Source organism: uncultured Clostridium sp. (assembly GCF_947072515.1).
In the GTDB taxonomy this organism is placed as follows: domain Bacteria; phylum Bacillota; class Clostridia; order Clostridiales; family Clostridiaceae; genus Clostridium.
The window spans coordinates 25,969-43,693 of sequence record NZ_CAMTIG010000027.1 but is presented as its reverse complement, the minus strand read 5'-3'; the positions used below and the strand labels follow the sequence as shown (position 1 = coordinate 43,693).

Below are 17,725 nucleotides of genomic sequence, written 5' to 3'. Positions count from 1 at the left end.
AAAAACCAAATCAGATTTAAATCTCTGATTTGGTTAAGTTGATAGCATTGACCCTAGGCAAGTACAAGTTGTTATTTGCAATTTCACGAATCTTATAAATAGGGATACTATTTCCATACTACTTACAAATAGTTACTAAACATGCACATCCACAATCTTTAAGCTCTTTTTGCTTAATGCAACAATACTTATTAAACATACCTTTTTACCTTTCTTTTAAAGTATTTAATATAACTAATTTCAATATTTTTTAATTTTCGCTACTCTAAGTTTTATTCGTCTATTTTATTTTTAGAAATTTTTAAGTTATCCTAAAAAAAAATAGAACAAAATCATTTTAACTAATAATTTAATAATTTTATCTCTTTGTATTAAATTTCTTTGCTCAATATAATTAACACATAAATGAATTACAAAATATTTCTAAGTAGATCTCGAGATAAATTTAAATAGTGTAACTAGCTTTATAGAAATTTCCTAAAAAATAAAGGAGGTAATTCTAAATGAACGAATTACAATTAGAAGAATTAGATACTCTTAATAGTGGAAACTGGAGAAACGATTTAAAATGCGCAGGAGCTGTAACAGCTGCTGGAAGTGCTTTTGGTAAAGATGTCTATAACAGTGTAAAAAAATGGATAATTTATACTGATAATACTGACGATAGCATGTATCCTGATGAATAAAATTATAGGTACTATAATAAATCCTATAAATATAGTCCTACTTATAATTTTAATTGTATTTAATATTAAATTTACTATATTAAATTTAATATTAATTTTATTAACATTATTTATCATTGGAGTTATTTATGGCTTTATTAAGTCCTATATTTATAATGAAATCCACAAATCAAATCAGTACTAAAATTCTAAGAACTAAATTTAGACACAGTATTGTTAATTTAACCAAATCAAGAATTTAAAACTGATTTGGTTTTATTTTTTTAGATACGCAACTAGCTCTAAGTCGCCTATAATGAACCCCAGACACAAAAAAAACTGGGCACAATTGTGTCCAGCACGAACCCTGGGCAAGTACAAGTTCTATTAACTAAAATTTATAGTTTTTTATAAAATAATTAACTGACTTGACTAAATTATCTAATTTACTATAGTCTACTTTATCTTCAGTATCTTTTACACTATGGATAACTTCTTTTACGTTTTCATCAATTAAACATATATTAGAGATTCCATTTCTTTCAAAATTTTTATTATCTGAAACACCCATTAACTTCCCATCTTTATTTATTTTTATATCATTTAAATTTAAACTTTCTTCCATTAATGAATATATTTTTTCATGATTTTTTTGTTGCAAAAAAATTATATCTCCACCATTTTTATATCCTACTGAATCAATATTTATATTAATTATATTTTCATACTCTTTTTTATATCTTCAACAAATTTCTGACTCCCACTCAAACCTTTCTCTTCTCCATTAAATGCACAAAATATTATATCCGACTCTAAATTTTTTTCTTTTAAACTTAATGCTAAATCTAATAAAATAGCTACTCCACTAGCATTATCAACTGCACCTCTAATAATTTCTCCATTTTGCTTACCTATATGATCAAAATGTGCTGAAACAACTATAGCCTTTTTATTATTCTTTCCCTCAATTTTCCCAACTACATTATTTACGCTTGCAATTCTTGTTTTGCTGTTCTCATCAACTGCTCCATAAGTATCACTTACCTCTTGCTCATAGTTATGATATAAATTATTATTCAAAACAGGCTTTAAATTTAATTCCTCAAATTTCAAATATAAATATTCTTCAGCTAATTTATTCCCTTGACTTCCAACTAATCTACCTTCATATTTATCAGATATTAGCTCTTCTATAATTTCTTTTTTATTTATCTCAATACTATCTTTAGATTCAACAAACTTATTAGAATCCGTTGAAATAACTTCTTTTTTATTTGCATTTTGAGCTTGTATATTATTACAACCAGTCATAGATAATAAAGTTCCTATCGCTACTAATCCAATAATTATATATTTTTTCATCTCAATCTCCCTATTTACTTAATAATAATTATAATATTCTCCATACCTTAAATTTATTAATCAATACGCAAATTTAGATAACCTTTATTTCAGAAAAAAAGTAGTATCTATCAGTCAATAGATACTACTTGAATGAAAAATAAAACTCATTAACCTTATATATAATTTATTTATTATAAACTAATTATAATAAAATATAAAAACCCTAAACAATATCCACTCCCATACCCAAACCAACTTACATATTGCTTTTTAATAAAATTCATCTTTGTAAAATTACTCACTCTAAATACTATTAGCATCGTAATAAGTCCTACTAATACAGGTATCAATGATTCAAACTCAATAATTTTTTCTGAAACATTAATATGAGTAAACATTAATATGTGTATTATTATTGATGCTATTAATGTTTTATTAAATAAATCCTTCAATTACCACACCCCTTTTTATAAAAAATGACTATGTTTCAAAAAATCTAAACATAGTCAAAATTATTTTTAATTTTTAGATAAAATATAATTAACTTCATTTTTTAAATCTACTAGCTTTTTGCTCGAATCCTCTATCATTTTCATTTCAAAATCGCTTTTTTCAGCTTTACTTGATACTATTAAAATTGGATATGCCTTTAATTCTCTTAAATAATCTATTATTATATTCTTCTCTTCTTGTTTTACTTGTTTATTTTCTTGATAAAAATCACTTAACAATTCACTAACATATGTATACCAATATATTTTAAAATCTTCATCAATAATCATACTTTTCATTTCATCTATATTTTCACTAAATATACATTCTTTTAATAATTCTACTGCTAAATCTAAACTTATATATTCTCCTAATAAGTCTATTTCATTTATTGTCTGTACATAAAAATATTTAGGCATTTCTCTATTATAGTTATTTATTAAATATATCGCTCGTTCAACAATTTCATCAATATTCTTCTTATTTAATTTACTAGCCTTTAAACTTTGCTGCCTATTTAATTTGTATTCTGAACTCATATACTCCAATGAATCTATTAACTCTGCAAACCTATTTATATCGATATTTTCTAATCCTATTTCATTTTCTAGATTTCTATATTTTTCTTTTTTCTCAAATTCTATAACATTTTCCGTTTTACCTATATTAGCATTACACCCTCCCCCTAGTACTAATACACCTAACAACATTCCTAAAATTATTTTCTTTCTCATAAAATCTTCTCCACATTTTATTATAAAATTTTCAACCTATCACGTCTAAATACGTTTCTAAAAATTCATTTATTTAAACTGAGTCCAACTGTGCCCAGTACCCGCTATAGGCAAGTACAAGTTCTAATTATAAATAGTTTCTTTTTATATTTTTAATCTTTATAATATTCTTCTGGAATAATAATATACTCTGGAAGTCTTCTATATCTCATATATATTATTATTTTCATATCATCTATTTTTGAACTAGTAATTATTTTACAGTCTGAAATATTTACCGAATATATTTCTTTGTCATTTCTAAACTGTTTATAAATACATCCATTTTCTGTACTAGTAATTATATTTACATCATTCGCTTCATATTTATTAAAAGCGTTCCTCCATAGTGCTTTTAATATAATATAATATGCACTTATAACTACAATAAGTATTACACTAACTCCAATTATTGCAAATCTATTTAACGATACATTGTCATACCCTTCTATTTTATATCTTTTATAATCAGAAAATAATATTAAACTGCCTACAATAGTTAGAAACCCTAAAGAAATTAATAATATTTTTTTTATTTTAGTAAAATCAATATTATTTTTTAAATTTTGTTGCCCTTTTAATAAAACTTCATTACTAATCCCATAAGTTTTTTCCATATATTCACCCCAATTTTATTTTATAATATATGGAATATTTTTTCAATAAAACAAATATTAGTAATATAAATATCTATATAATAATCCATAAATCACAAACTTCTCTATAGTTTAATATAATGTCAAACTTCTAAATTTTGAAAATAAAAAAAAAGATTAAAAAGTCTTTTTTAACTTAATAATCTTTTTATATCTAATATATTCTTTATTTATGTTCTAAATTCTATTTTATAGTAACAGCTTTTTCTTGTGGTGCTTTTATTGATAACATAATTATAAAAGCTATTATAGACATTATTAAAACTAAATAAAATGTTGGTCTCAATCCATCCATTAATCTAGCAATAACTCCACCTAAAAGTCCACCAATTCCAAATCCTTGATAAATAATTCCGTAGTTTTTGCTACTATTCTTAAGTCCAAAATATTCTCCTACAACTGTTGGGAATATAGTTAAGTTTCCTCCAAAGGCAAAAGCTATTCCTCCAATTGAAACTAAAAACCATGCAAAATTTAATGGTATAAATAATACAATTGATGCAGATACTGCAATAATTGCAAAAGCAATAGCTGATACTTTCGTTCTTGACATTTTATCTGAAAGACTTCCTAAAATAAATCTACCTATAGTATTAAAAATAGCTACAATTACTATAGCACTTCCTGCATTTACTGCACTTAAATGTGCTAACTGCATTCCTACATTTTTTGCTACTCCAATTACATATAATCCACCTAAACAAGATGCTAAGAATGCAATAAACAATAAGTATGCTTGAGGTAATTTAAACAATTCTGTTCTTTTATACTCTCTTATAATTCCTTTTAGATTAGTTACTTCATTCTCTGTATCCACTTTTGCATCTCTTAAAAGCAATGCTCCTATAAACACTAAAGCAAATGCACATAATCCCCAATATAAAAATGCAGATTTAACTCCAAATGATTTAAGAAAATATGCATTGATATACTTAAATATTAAACTACCAATCCCATAGCATCCTATTGATAATCCTGCTATTAAACCTTTTTTATCTGGAAACCATTGAATACAATTAGTTAAAGTAAGCATATATGCTATTCCGTCTGCTGCCCCTACAATTACACCTGCAAAAATGTATAAAGCATCTAAAGAATCCATTCTTGCAGCCATTATCAATCCAAGTCCTAAAACTATACCACAGAAAGCAACTACTCTTTTAACTCCAAATACCTCTTGAAGTTTTCCTGAAAATAAAGTACTTACAGCTAAAGCAAAACTTGTTATAGAAAAACTTAGTGCTACCTGCTCAATGCTCCAATGATGCAACTGCCCTATAGGTTTATTGAACATACTCCAGGTATATAGCGTTCCTAATCCAATTTGAGCTATCATCGTCCCAATTAAAACTAATGACCTTTTTTCATTATTCATGACTTTTACCCCCTATTTGATTAAAGTTGAAATAAATTTTCATTTTATGAAAACATTTACTTCCAGTTAGATTATAGCACTATTATTCTATCTTCTATTTAAATTAACCCTTTTTTAACAAAATTATCTTATTTAATTAATATTTTACTTTTTAATGTAAGTTTCTCCTTAACTTTATGGTACAATATAACAAATATTAAGATATTATAATTGTTTTTCTATCTAAAAGGTAATTTAAATACAAAAGAAAAATAGTATAGGAGTGATATTATGTATTGTTGCCATTGTGGTAAAGAACGAGATAAAGATGAAAAAGAACTTTGTAAGGATTGTGGTGTCGCCTTCTCAGATGAAAGGGCAATTCGATTTTGTGAGCACTGTGGAAGTCATATATCAGAAAATGCTGAAGTATGTGTTAATTGTGGTAGTAATTTGCTTATACCATTATTAAAAGATACTTCATATAAGTGCAATGACATAAAAGCAGTCTCTAATAGACTTGTAAATAATAAAAATGTAAATAAAAAGATCATATATGGTGTCTTTTATTTATTACCATTCGTAGTAATAATGGTACTAGCTTCAAATATACTTACTTTAGATAAAATAATTGATTCCCCTTTAAGCAAGTTTATTGGATACCTGTTAGAATGCTTTATAGCAGCTATCTTTGGAGGTTATGTTCTTCTAAAAGTCGTTGAAGTTATTAAAACAGGAAAAGCTAAATGGAATTTTACCATAAATATAAATCTTAGCATTGGATTGTTTCTAGTAACTTTCATTTCTGGAGGTATAACCATGCTATTTACCTTGTTCGTACAACCTGATATAAGTTTATTAACTGCTGGAGGAACACTATTTGTAGGGCTTCTAAATCTAGTTGTGTTAATTATACTTGGATGTGTTCAATTATTTTTCCTTATTGGATTTTATATCTATGTAAGTAGAAACTTAGAACTAGGTAAAAGTATCAAATTAGGTTGGAAATATGGTCTCCAAAATCTAGGCAAAATAATTATACTTGGACTTTCTTTTATCCCATTATTTTTACTTTGTTCTATAACCTTTGGAATACTTTTAATTTGGAAAGGCTTTTATATAGTTACAACTGGTGGTTTATTAATAGAAAAAATTCTTCAAGATAATAATATATAGTTAGGAGTTTTCTTTATGTTTTCAAAAAAATCTACTGAAAAAAATGAATTAGAAAGAATAACAAATTTATTTAAATACTTTAAATTTCTACTATACGCCGTAGATGAAAAATATCCTATATCAGATGAAAATGATTTAACTGAAAAATCAATTTTAAAACAAACTATTGAAAATTGGATATTAGATTTACAAGATACTACACAGAAATTCTTAAATCAAACATTAACTCTTGATGAAACAAATGAAAATATAAAAACATTATTAACTAACTTGGAATCTTTAAAAAGAAAAAATGCTATCTTTACTTCAATCATTGATGTATATAATTGCTCTAGAGGTTCCAACGTTAATAGCGGATTACCCAATTTCAATATGAATCCTTCACATTTACAAAAAGGTTTTAATATTGTACGAGAAGCATTTAAAAAAGATTAGATACATGATTATCTAATCTTTTTTAAATACTTTTTATTTAGGATATAAACCCTCTTACTATCTGCAAACACCTAGAATAAAACTGTATACTATTATAGCTCCAAGTATTACATAACAAATAATATTGCTTAAATGACTCTTTACAAAAGTTGACTTCATTTTTATCATCTCTTTTCTTAATTTAAGTTATAGTATTAAATTTATTTAATACTACCTTGCACTATAATTAAGCATTTTTTCTCTACTTGAGATCCTATTCATCTTTTAATATTTTATAGCAATCTCAATTAGCCCCCCATATTCTTTAAACTTTTCTGGTGAAATCTTTTTCTCTTTTATTTTCTATTTTCATTATACTTAATATATGTTAACTATTTATGATAATTAATTTATAAAATAATATATATTTTAAATTTTAATACCTTATTAAAGATATTATATAAAAAATGCTATCAAAATAATTACTTTTGATAGCATTTTTATAAGCTTTAATTAAAACTTCTCTATTAACTTTAATATTCTAATTATTCTTTTAAATTCTATAACTCTTTTAGATATTTCATATGAAATTCAAAATGTTCTTCTATAAAACTAGCTATAAAGAAATAACTATGATCATAATTTAAAACTTTCTTATAAATTACATTATTATTTTTAAGTTTAGAATTATTTAAGAAATTCTCTTCATTTAATTGAGTTTCATAGAATTTATCTGATGTTCCTTGTGTTATAAAGATAGGTGGTGCTTTAACTTCTGCTATTAATTTAGTTGAATCCCATTCATCCCATAGCGATGTATCATCACCCAAGTAATTTGAAAAAGCTTTTATTCCCCAAGGAGCTTTAGAAGGATTTAAAATAGGAGCAAATGCAGATGCACAAGCAAATCTTTTAGGATTTTTTAATGCAATAACTAAGGCTCCGTGACCTCCCATAGAATGTCCCATAATACTTTCTTTACCAGAAAAATTTGGAACTATTCCTTTAGCAATATCAGTTAACTCTTCTGTTAAATAAGAGTACATTTTGTAATTTTCACTCCAAGGTTCTCTTGTAGCATCTAAATAAAATCCAGCCCCTTGCCCAATATCCCAATCATCATTATCTGGAATATTTATTCCTCTAGGTGAAGTATCAGGTATGATTACTGCAACATTATATTTAGAAGCTAAACGTTGAAAACCACTTTTTTGAGTAAAATTATCATCATTACAAGTTAATCCTGATAACCACCAAACAAGAGCTATTTTTTCATTATTTTTATTCTCTGGAAGATAAATGCTAAAATTCATATCACACTTTAAAGCTTCTGAATAATGAGTATATTTAATTTGCTCTCCCTCAAAACACCTAGCTTTATCTATAATTTTAGGCATTATCATTATCATCACCATAAGTTAAGATAGTTCTAATTGACTCACCTTTATGAAGTAAATCAAATGCAGTGTTAATATCTTTAAATTCTAAATGATGCGTTATAAAAGAATCTAAATCTATTTCTCCATTCATATATTCTTCAACCATTTGAGGAAGTTCACTTCTTCCTTTAACTCCACCAAAGGCAGATCCTCTCCATACTCTTCCTGTAACTAATTGGAAAGGACGTGTGTGAATTTCTTCTCCAGCACCAGCAACTCCAATTATAATACTTTCTCCCCAGCCTTTGTGACAGCATTCAAGTGCTGATCTCATTACTTCAACATTACCAATACATTCAAAACTATAATCTACTCCTCCATCAGTCATTTCAATAATTACCTCTTGGATTGGTTTATCAAATTTAGATGGATTTATGAAATCAGTCGCTCCCATTTTTTTTGCTAATTCAAATTTATTTTCATTTAAATCAATAGCAATAATTCTTTTAGCTTTAACCTGTTTTAAACCTTGAATTGCAGCAAGTCCGATTGCTCCTAATCCAAATACCGCTGTAACAGCTCCCTCTTCAACTTTAGCAGTTTTATGTACAGCTCCAATTCCAGTTGTTACACCACATCCAAATAAACATACCTTATCAAGTGGCGCATTTTTTTCAATTTTTACAAGTGACACTTCTGAAACAACTGTGTACTCACTAAATGTACTTGTTCCCATGTAATGATAAATTGGTTCTCCATTATATGAAAAACGTGTTGTACCGTCAGGCATTAATCCTTTTCCTTGAGTTTCACGTACAGCACTACATAAGTTAGTTTTACCAGAACGACAGAATTTACATTCTCCACATTCAGCAGTATATAAAGGAATAACATGATCACCTGATTTAACAGATGTTACTCCTTCTCCAACTGCAACAACAACACCTGCTCCTTCATGTCCTAATACTGTTGGAAAAATTCCTTCTGGATCTTTACCAGATAAGGTAAATGCATCAGTATGACAAACTGATGTATATAAAATTTTAATTAACACCTCTTTCGCTTTAGGTTCAGCAACATCAATTTCTACAACTTTTAATGGTTCTCCTGCTTTAAAAGCAACGGCAGCTCTACTTTTCATTATTAACCCTTCTTTCTTTCGTAAAATTAGATATAGTGATTAAATCATTAATCTCTCTAGTTAAATTTATTTTAATGTAGTAGCATATAAGATACAATACTGACAAATTTGTCAGTGAGGAATATTAAAGCAAAAGGAGATTATAAAATGATAGATTATAAAGGCAGAGAATTTTATACAAGTAAAGATCTTGCTTTATCAGTAATAGGCGGAAAATGGAAGATATCTATTATATGGTGCTTATTTCAGAAAACTAAATTAAGACTAAGTGAAATAGAACGAATGCTTCCTGATATAAATCAAAGAATGCTAATTAGACAATTACGAGAATTAGAAGAAGATAATATAATAAAAAGAACTGTTTTTAAAGTTGTCCCTCCCAAAGTTGAATATGAATTAACAGAAATAGGATTAAAATTAGAAAGTTTTATCGAAAGTATCTGTGATTGGGGCGAAGAGTTTAAAGATACAATTGAATAGATTTCACATTAAAATTCTTCATAAATAAAGAGAACTTTCCATAAAAAGTCCTCTTTATTTTCTCTACCTACTATTGATATATTAACTTAATTTTATAGAGACTATTTCACTTAAATATTTATCTTCTTGTATCATGTCATCTCTTGATACAACATATTCTATTTCATCTAATCCAACTGCTCTTATATAAAGATTAGCATCATCATATGTTTTTTCTATTTCAAGTCTTATTCTTTCTATATCTGTAATGCTTAACTCATTCCCCCTCGCTATAGGAAGTGTTGTATAGTATATTTCAAAATTTTCTTCACTTGCATCTATAAATTTAACCCATTCATTAAACTTTGTATTTTTATCTAATACTAATTTAAACTTCTTTCTTTTTCCTCTTCCAACAAAGTATTTAAACTTATTTTCTCTATTTATAACCTTAATAGCTCCACCACTTCTGCTTTCAATAAGTCCAAATGCAACACCTGTTTTACCTGTTGGCTTTTCTAAATCATTTCTATCAAATTTAATTCCTAGTTCCTCTAACTTTTTATAAGAATCCTCTGTTCTAAGAGGTGGATATAAATCATATTTTATATCATTTTTCTCTTTTATTAGTTCTTTAAAAATATTATTTACTAATTCTGATTTACTTGAGTTTCCTGCAAGAAGTATATTTATTTTCTCAACATTATCTATAGATTCAGCTTTAAATGAGTCATTAAGTGATTCAAAAAAGCTAGATATTCCTTTTCTTATTCTATCCTCTAGAATATTCTCAAGCTTGTTTAACTCAATATTAAGTTCTATATTTTCAATTAATGTACCATCATTTTTATAAAAATCTAGCTTTATTCCATCTTTATATTTTTCTTTATAATCTTTATGATGTTCAGTGATTGGTCTTAACTTCTCCATAAGCTGTCGCATATTTAATCTCGCTTCTTTTGATTCCTTAATTAAGGTTTCAGATCCAACAAATATATTGCATTCAGCTGGTATTGTGAAAGTTATTTCTTCTTTTCTTAATAAGCTTGCATTATCTTTAAACACATTAAAAGCTAAAAGCTCTAAAAGATTTTCTCCTCCAAGATATCTGTCACCACCTGCACCAAAATGCTCTATAACATAGTCAAACCTGTCCTCTTTATCATCATCAGCAATTCTATACAATCCATAGTCAAAATCTGTAGTTCCTCCACCAAAATCAAATACTCCATAATATATATTTTTATTTTCATCTGGCTCAAACTCATATGATTTTAATGCAGATATTGCGTACGCAGCAGGTTCACTTGCCCCTTCCACAACTTTAACTTTTTTGCTCTCTAATACAATATCTGAAATGGATTTTTTTATTCCTCTTTTAAAAGATTCTATAATCTTATTTTTTATAACTTCATCATAAGTTACAGGAAAAGATAAAATGTACTCTAAGTATATTCCATTTTGCATATTATTTATGTAACTTCCTATGTAGTATGCATAGATTTCTATAGGATTGAAATCCCCTTCTTTAATATCTATAAAGTTTGGTAAATCTATAGTTAATCCTTCTCTATCAATGATTCTAACCTTTCTATCGCTACTTCCACACCACATTTTTAAATCACTCATATATGAGTAATAATCGATACTATCATTATTTAAAAGTTCATTATTAGCTGTATGTGAAACAGTTAGGTCTTTCCATCTAGTTTCAGGTCTTCCCTCTTCTAAATCATATCTCTCTAAAAAATTATTTATATCAATAAACTCCATAACTGTTGGATTTTCATATTGTGATTCTAAAACTTCACTCTTTAAATCAATGGCTCCAATTCTCATTGGAATACTATGTTCATTCTTTTCTTGATAAACTACAACAGTACTTTTAGTTCCAAAATCAATAGCCACAATTCCATTTTCTTTAATATCAGACATTGGATTTCTAGCTACTATTTCTTTATCAAAATATACATAAGTATCCTCTTCTTTTTTCTTCTTAAATTCATATTTATATAAATCCCAATCTCCCCTATTTATATCTTCTAAAAGCTTTTTATCATATCCCTCAATACCTATTCTTCTTTTATCATAATTTAAAAATTCATCATAGATATCTTCAATATTATTTTTAAATATGTACTTTAAAGAATCCTCGTTTAAATCCTTATATATTAAATCTCTATCTATTATAAGAGTTTCATCACATAATAATGGGTATACTGCATTAAACTCTGTAAGTATATTTAAACTTTCTTTATTTTTAAAATCTTTTATAATAAGCTTATTATCTAAAATAAATTTTAATACTCCAAATATATTTTTTGGTTCTATTCTAATAATAGGAAAAATAGATGCAAGTCCACTAAAAACCCCTGGGCTTTCAATCCTATATCTTGCTGTTTTTCCTCTGTCATCACAAAGTAAGAAAGCTCTTACCCCATCTTTAAATTTCATATCTGCAGTACTAACTTTATTCGGATATTCAATAGATGTTTTAACAAGTCCTTTAAGTTCCTTTAAATTAGGTATAGTCCATGTATTGAAGCCTTCAAAAGAAAAATACTCTTTATATTTATCTTTTATTTCTTCAATACCAACACCATACATAACATTAGAATTATTGTAATATAAGCTATCTACAATTACATTAGCTTGGTCTCTATTTATTATAATTTTTTTATTTTCAATATAAATCCAATTCTCACTAGTGTTTATCTCATCTAAAACATATTTAAGATGCTTTTCAATCTTTTTTAATTCCTGCTCTAAGGGTCTATAAATTTTTTTTATACATTTTGTTTCCATATTAAACTTCTCCTAACCTATAAAATAATTTAATCTCTCTAACTTTAATTATAGAGTAATTTTTCAAATAAAAAAAAAGCCAATGCTCTCTACAAATTCTGTAGAAGTCATTAGCTTTTAAGCGGTTAAAGGTTAACTTCATAACCTATTATTCATTTCTTATGTTTAAATTTTACCTTAAAAAGCTTTATTTTTCAATAATAGTTTAATAAACTTAATGCTTTTTCATCATGCCATTTTTAACTTTCTATTCTTTATATTTAAGTATATAATCCCTACAACTCCTATTATAATTCCAGCTAACGAAATCATCTGAGCCATTCTTAAACCTAAAAACATTAAACTATCTGTTCTTAATCCTTCAATAAAAAATCTTCCTACTGAATAAAGAATCATATAGCTACAAATAGTTACTCCTTCATTTCCTTTTTTAGTTTTATATAAAATATATACTAATACTCCACACATTAAAATATCCCAAATAGATTCATACAAAAATGTTGGGTGATAATACTGCCCATTTATAAACATTCCATTTTGTATAAACTCCGGAAACTTTGAAATAAACTCTTGAGATACAGGTCCTCCATGAGCTTCACTATTCATAAAGTTCCCCCATCTACCTATTCCTTGTGCAAGTATTATAGATGGTGCAACTAAATCTGCATATGCTAAAAATTTTATTTTCTTAACCTTAGTATATATAAATGCTGCTAAAAAAGCTCCTATAAGTCCCCCGTGAATAGCTAGTCCACCTTGTCTTATATCCATCATTTTAAATATGTCGCCTCTATAATATTCCCATTCAAATATTACATAATATATCCTAGCTCCTATTATAGCGCAAGGAAATGCCACTAAAAATAAATCTATTAAAGTATCAAAGTTTAATCCTTTCTTCTTTGCATTAAAATATGCTAATACAAAAGCTAAAATTATCCCAAGTCCAATTAAAACTCCATACCACATTACTTCAAACCCTAAAATTTCAAAGGCTACTGGATTATTCATTATTCCCCTCCCGTTTATGCTTTTTTAATAATTATAACCTTTTATTCATATTTCTTCTACCTTCAAAAAATTTTTTCATCAATTCACTGCATCTATTATCATAAGTCCACTCAATATTTAAGTAACTATTTAAATGTTGATTATTTGTTATATCAATTACAGAACCACAGGCTCCCATATCCTTATTAAAAGTACCTATATAAATTTTTGAAATTCTACTTTGAATAATTGCACTAGCACACATTGGACAAGGCTCTAATGTAACGTACATCTCTGCTCCATTTAATCTCCAATCATTAATCTCTTTACAAGCCTCATTTATAGCTATTATCTCACTATGCGCCATTGGATTTTTAAGCCTTTCTTTTAAATTATATCCTTTTCCTATAACAACTCCATCTTTAACTATGACTGCTCCTACAGGGATTTCTCCTATGTTAAATGCTTTTTCAGCTTCTTTTATTGCTAATTCCATAAAATCCATAACTTACTCCCTTACATGTAATTTAAAATAAGGATAGCTAAATAGCTATCCTTACGTATATATTCTAACCTTTTTTATTCTATTTTTATCAAGGTCTTCAACTATAAATTTTATTTTATCTATAATTACTTCCTCTTTTTCTTCTGGTATTCTTCCTAATGCTCCTATTATTAAGCCTCCTATAGAATCAAATTCCTCCGACTCCATATTAATACCTATAAGTTCACTTACATCGTCAAGCTTTGAACTACCATCTACAATGTACTCATCCTCTTTAACTACTTCAATCATGTCAGATTCTTTATCATATTCATCTTCAATTTCTCCGACAATTTCTTCAATTAGATCTTCTATTGTTGCTATACCAACAGTTCCACCATATTCATCTAATACAATAGCCATATGATTTCTTGTTTTCTTCATTTCATTAAAAAGCTCAATAATTTTTTTAAATTCAAAAGTAAAGAAAGCTTCTCTCATATACTCTTTAACTGTAAATTCACCTTCTCTTTCTCCTGCTATAATAAGATCCTTCACATTTAGAATCCCAATTATATTATCAATAGTATCCTCATAAACTGGTATTCTAGAAAATTGATCTTCTTTTATTACTTTTAAAACAGTCGCATAATCTGCGTTTATTTCCACTGCTGTAATATCAACTCTTTGAACCATAACATCTTTAACTTGAAGGTCAGCAAAATCAAAAACATTAAATATCATTTCTTTTTCAACATCTTCTAAAACGCCTTCTTCTTCGCTTACGCCAACCATCGTTTTAAGCTCTTCTTGTGTAATAAAAGGTTCAGTTGCTTTAGGATCTGCTCCACAAAGTCTTATAAATATAGATGCAATAGCCGTAAATATCACTACAAAAGGCTTAAATACACCTACACAGAACTGTATTGGTTTAGAAACTTTTAGCGAAACTTTTTCTGATTTTTGTTTTGCTATAGTTTTTGGTGTAATTTCTCCAAAAATAAGAACTAATACAGTCATTATTCCAGTTGAAATAGCAACAGCACTATCACTGCCATTAAATATTTTAACTGCTAATGAGGTTGCAATAGATGAAGCTCCAATATTGACAATATTATTTCCTATAAGTATTGCTCCTAATAATTTATTTGGATCTGCCGTAAGCTTTTCAACAAGCTTGGCCCCCTTTACGCCTTCATCAACCATATGTCTTATTCTTATTTTACTTAAAGACATTAAGGCTGTTTCTGACATTGAGAAAAATCCTGATAATATAAGAAACACCACTAATAAAATAATCTGCCCCGTATAACTAGAGTCCAAAAACAATCACTCTCCTAATTTTCATTATATTTTTTTACATTATATCACATAGTATGAATATTTTATATAAAAATTACATTTTTAATTCCACTCCATTTTAACTTTGTTAAAAATTTAACTATTTTGTACCCTATAGTTATTTTTTTAACAATGTTCTAGTTTTTTCGACATTATTTTTACCTTTAAACCCTTATTACACAAGGCTTTATCTCGTTCACATTTTATATTGTTATTTTTTTAACTATTGATTTTTTTCAATTTCACGCCGTCTTTTTTTCTATTTTTTATTCTTTTTAAGATTTCCTCTCTTCCTTTTTTCTAGAATTATTTTTTTCTTCTAATTCCCTTCATTTTTTCATCTAATTCTTTATCAATTTTATCCACAACTAACTTCTCATTCTTTTCCCACATTTCTTCTATGAAATCATAATTATTTATGCCTACTTCTTTTAATATTTCCACCCATTTTAAAAGTAATTCCTCTTTTAAAACTTTTTCATTGTATTTTATATCAACACTGCCCTCCTTAGTATCTATATCGATACTCTCAATTCCCTCTAATTTTCTTAATGCTTGATATAAAAACTTTTCATACGCTACATATTCATCTTCCATTTTTTTTAAAGAATTAATTTTAAATATAATCCTCCCTTTAAATCTTTTCTCTATTTTTATCTTAAGCATTTGAGTAATAAACATTTTCTTAAACATATCTTTTATCTCCCTCTTTTTTCTGTTAGATATATTTATTCACATTTAAAACTTATTATTACTTTATTTTTATCGTATCTTTCTCCATATTCCTTATATAAATAAAAAGATAGCTTAAAAGCAGTGCTTTCAAGCTATCTTTCTAACCCTATTATCTTTCCATCTCTTGCATCTATCATTATTTTAAAAGTTGTAATTCCATTAACAACTCGCCCTTCATAAATTGGAATTGGTGCATTCCCATCATAATTAAATTCTTCTATATTTCCGCCTTCAGCCCTTTTGAGCATTATCTTCCTAGCTTCCTCTGCCGTTATAACCTTCCCCTCATAGTTGCCTTCGTTTATATTCAAATTATTCTCTTTATATTCCTTTATGTATCCTGTTAATGCATCAACCTCTAAATGATATTCCTTAGCATTCTTTATAAGTACCCCTTCAAAGCTAGGATTAATATACCAATCATTATATGTAAAGTTTACTAATGTTCCATTTGGAACTTTCTTTTGCATTATTTCCTTTGCTTCACTTTCTCCTACATTACTTTGTAGTTCCTGTGGATAATCCAATTGAAAAGCTTCTGCTAAAGCTCCACTACCTATACAAGCCCCTAGCAAAAATACTAAATATCCAATTTTCAGCATTATTTTTTTCATAAATTCTCACCTCTCTCCATATTATTCCTATTTTATTTTATTTTATACAAAAAAAATCTCTGTATCTTTTCAGATACAGAGATTCTTATATTAAGCCTCTTTTACTCTTTCTTTATGCATCTTCTTCCATAAGTAGAATCCATATATAGCTCCTACTCCATATTGAATCCAGTTAAGTGCCCCTGATAAGTCACCAACTAGTACTGATCCTGTAAAGTGAGCAGTAGTGAATAAACCTTCTATAAATAATACAGCTCCAATATTACAGAATATCCAGAACCACCATTGTTCTATATATCTTCTTGATGTTAAGAACATAGCCATTACTGTTAATACTGTTGTTAATGCGTCTAATTTTGGACTTGGATCTGGTGCTATAAGCTTTCCACCAAATATAGCTTGTAATATTTCTGGTAAATGTGTTAAGAATGCATAATATATAAACCAGCAAACTATTAATGCTACTATTGTAACAATCCATTGCCATGCTTTAAAAGTTTTTATTTCAATTTTATTATCTCCTGATTTAGCTAAGTTCTTTTTCCATGAAATAAATCCTGCTATTTGTATAGGTAATAATAAAATAATATTTTGAATTATTTGTCCGTATAATGCCTGATCATATGATACCCATGCATATGTTATTGTATTAGTAATTAAAAATGCATATAGTATAATTTCTCCTCTTGCTTGATATATCGATGTTAGAACCCCTGTTATTGAACAGATTAATCCAACTACAGATACAACAGTAAATAAAGAACCAACTGATTCCCCTAACAATATTGGACTTATAAAAGAAAAAATACTTGCTGCTACAAAGACTATTAAAAATCCTCTTTGAAAAATCGTAAGGGACGCCCAAAAGCCTTTCTTTTTCGCTATTCCGCCCATTTCCATAAG

General features: G+C 27.2%; 19 protein-coding genes and 1 riboswitch. Of the genes, 4 read left to right on the top strand and 15 right to left on the bottom strand.

The window, feature by feature from the left end; all coding sequences use genetic code 11:
* The first annotated feature begins 503 nt into the window (after nt 1-503).
* Entirely contained in the window at nt 504-686 is a 183-nt protein-coding gene (locus tag Q0W06_RS11335; protein WP_297635358.1) for a hypothetical protein, read from the top strand.
* A gap of 370 nt (nt 687-1,056) precedes the next feature.
* Here Q0W06_RS11335 and Q0W06_RS11330 read toward each other — a convergent pair whose 3' ends face one another.
* From Q0W06_RS11330 to Q0W06_RS11305, 6 genes are all read right to left on the bottom strand, one after another.
* Complete coding sequence (locus tag Q0W06_RS11330; RefSeq protein ID WP_297635364.1) at nt 1,057-1,368, bottom strand: M28 family peptidase; 312 nt, start codon at nt 1,366-1,368, stop codon at nt 1,057-1,059.
* 11 nt (nt 1,369-1,379) lie between these two features.
* Entirely contained in the window at nt 1,380-2,027 is a 648-nt protein-coding gene (locus Q0W06_RS11325) for a M28 family peptidase (RefSeq protein WP_297635356.1), read from the bottom strand.
* A gap of 173 nt (nt 2,028-2,200) precedes the next feature.
* Nucleotides 2,201-2,461, bottom strand: a complete 261-nt coding sequence (locus tag Q0W06_RS11320; protein WP_297635353.1) for a hypothetical protein — start codon at nt 2,459-2,461, stop codon at nt 2,201-2,203.
* A 66-nt stretch (nt 2,462-2,527) separates the two neighbouring features.
* Complete coding sequence (locus Q0W06_RS11315) at nt 2,528-3,235, bottom strand: hypothetical protein (protein ID WP_297635350.1); 708 nt, start codon at nt 3,233-3,235, stop codon at nt 2,528-2,530.
* A gap of 152 nt (nt 3,236-3,387) precedes the next feature.
* Nucleotides 3,388-3,891 (bottom strand): hypothetical protein, encoded by a 504-nt coding sequence (locus Q0W06_RS11310; protein WP_297635347.1) that lies wholly within the window; start codon nt 3,889-3,891, stop codon nt 3,388-3,390.
* A gap of 223 nt (nt 3,892-4,114) precedes the next feature.
* Nucleotides 4,115-5,305: an OFA family MFS transporter gene (locus tag Q0W06_RS11305; RefSeq protein ID WP_297635344.1), complete on the bottom strand. Its 1,191-nt coding sequence runs from the start codon at nt 5,303-5,305 to the stop codon at nt 4,115-4,117.
* A gap of 270 nt (nt 5,306-5,575) precedes the next feature.
* Between Q0W06_RS11305 and Q0W06_RS11300 the strand changes: the two genes are divergently transcribed.
* The gene (locus Q0W06_RS11300; RefSeq protein ID WP_297635341.1) at nt 5,576-6,460 is read left to right on the top strand and encodes a zinc ribbon domain-containing protein; all 885 of its coding nucleotides are present in this window, start codon (nt 5,576-5,578) and stop codon (nt 6,458-6,460) included.
* A gap of 15 nt (nt 6,461-6,475) precedes the next feature.
* The gene (locus Q0W06_RS11295) at nt 6,476-6,895 is read left to right on the top strand and encodes a hypothetical protein (RefSeq protein WP_297635338.1); all 420 of its coding nucleotides are present in this window, start codon (nt 6,476-6,478) and stop codon (nt 6,893-6,895) included.
* Nucleotides 6,896-7,434: 539 nt separating this feature from the next.
* Here the strand turns inward: Q0W06_RS11295 and fghA are convergent.
* Together fghA and Q0W06_RS11285 are read right to left on the bottom strand one after the other, a co-directional pair.
* On the bottom strand, nt 7,435-8,277 hold the full coding sequence (gene fghA / locus Q0W06_RS11290; RefSeq protein WP_297635336.1) for an S-formylglutathione hydrolase: 843 nt from the start codon (nt 8,275-8,277) through the stop codon (nt 7,435-7,437).
* On the bottom strand, nt 8,264-9,394 hold the full coding sequence (locus Q0W06_RS11285; RefSeq protein WP_297635334.1) for an S-(hydroxymethyl)glutathione dehydrogenase/class III alcohol dehydrogenase: 1,131 nt from the start codon (nt 9,392-9,394) through the stop codon (nt 8,264-8,266). The genes fghA and Q0W06_RS11285 overlap by 14 nt, the downstream gene beginning before the upstream one ends.
* A gap of 147 nt (nt 9,395-9,541) precedes the next feature.
* On the opposite strand from Q0W06_RS11285, the gene Q0W06_RS11280 reads away from it, so the two are divergent.
* Nucleotides 9,542-9,874, top strand: a complete 333-nt coding sequence (locus Q0W06_RS11280; RefSeq protein ID WP_297635332.1) for a helix-turn-helix domain-containing protein — start codon at nt 9,542-9,544, stop codon at nt 9,872-9,874.
* An 81-nt stretch (nt 9,875-9,955) separates the two neighbouring features.
* On the opposite strand, the gene Q0W06_RS11275 is transcribed toward Q0W06_RS11280, so the two are convergent.
* The 7 genes from Q0W06_RS11275 to pnuC form a co-directional block, all read right to left on the bottom strand.
* Nucleotides 9,956-12,658, bottom strand: a complete 2,703-nt coding sequence (locus tag Q0W06_RS11275) for a hypothetical protein (protein ID WP_297635329.1) — start codon at nt 12,656-12,658, stop codon at nt 9,956-9,958.
* Between the two features lie 94 nt (nt 12,659-12,752).
* A riboswitch (Fluoride riboswitch) is annotated at nt 12,753-12,813 on the bottom strand.
* A 73-nt stretch (nt 12,814-12,886) separates the two neighbouring features.
* Nucleotides 12,887-13,669 (bottom strand): prolipoprotein diacylglyceryl transferase, encoded by a 783-nt coding sequence (lgt, locus tag Q0W06_RS11270; RefSeq protein ID WP_297635326.1) that lies wholly within the window; start codon nt 13,667-13,669, stop codon nt 12,887-12,889.
* Nucleotides 13,670-13,700: 31 nt separating this feature from the next.
* Nucleotides 13,701-14,153: a deaminase gene (locus Q0W06_RS11265; RefSeq protein ID WP_297635323.1), complete on the bottom strand. Its 453-nt coding sequence runs from the start codon at nt 14,151-14,153 to the stop codon at nt 13,701-13,703.
* Nucleotides 14,154-14,204: 51 nt separating this feature from the next.
* Nucleotides 14,205-15,455, bottom strand: a complete 1,251-nt coding sequence (locus Q0W06_RS11260; protein ID WP_297635320.1) for a hemolysin family protein — start codon at nt 15,453-15,455, stop codon at nt 14,205-14,207.
* Between the two features lie 324 nt (nt 15,456-15,779).
* A complete protein-coding gene (locus Q0W06_RS11255) occupies nt 15,780-16,166 on the bottom strand; it encodes an HMA2 domain-containing protein (protein ID WP_297635317.1) in 387 nt (128 codons plus the stop codon).
* A gap of 134 nt (nt 16,167-16,300) precedes the next feature.
* Nucleotides 16,301-16,822, bottom strand: coding sequence for a PepSY domain-containing protein (locus Q0W06_RS11250; protein ID WP_297635314.1), 522 nt, complete (start codon nt 16,820-16,822; stop codon nt 16,301-16,303).
* 90 nt (nt 16,823-16,912) lie between these two features.
* Entirely contained in the window at nt 16,913-17,722 is an 810-nt protein-coding gene (gene pnuC, locus Q0W06_RS11245) for a nicotinamide riboside transporter PnuC (protein WP_297635312.1), read from the bottom strand.
* Nucleotides 17,723-17,725: the final 3 nt, after the last annotated feature.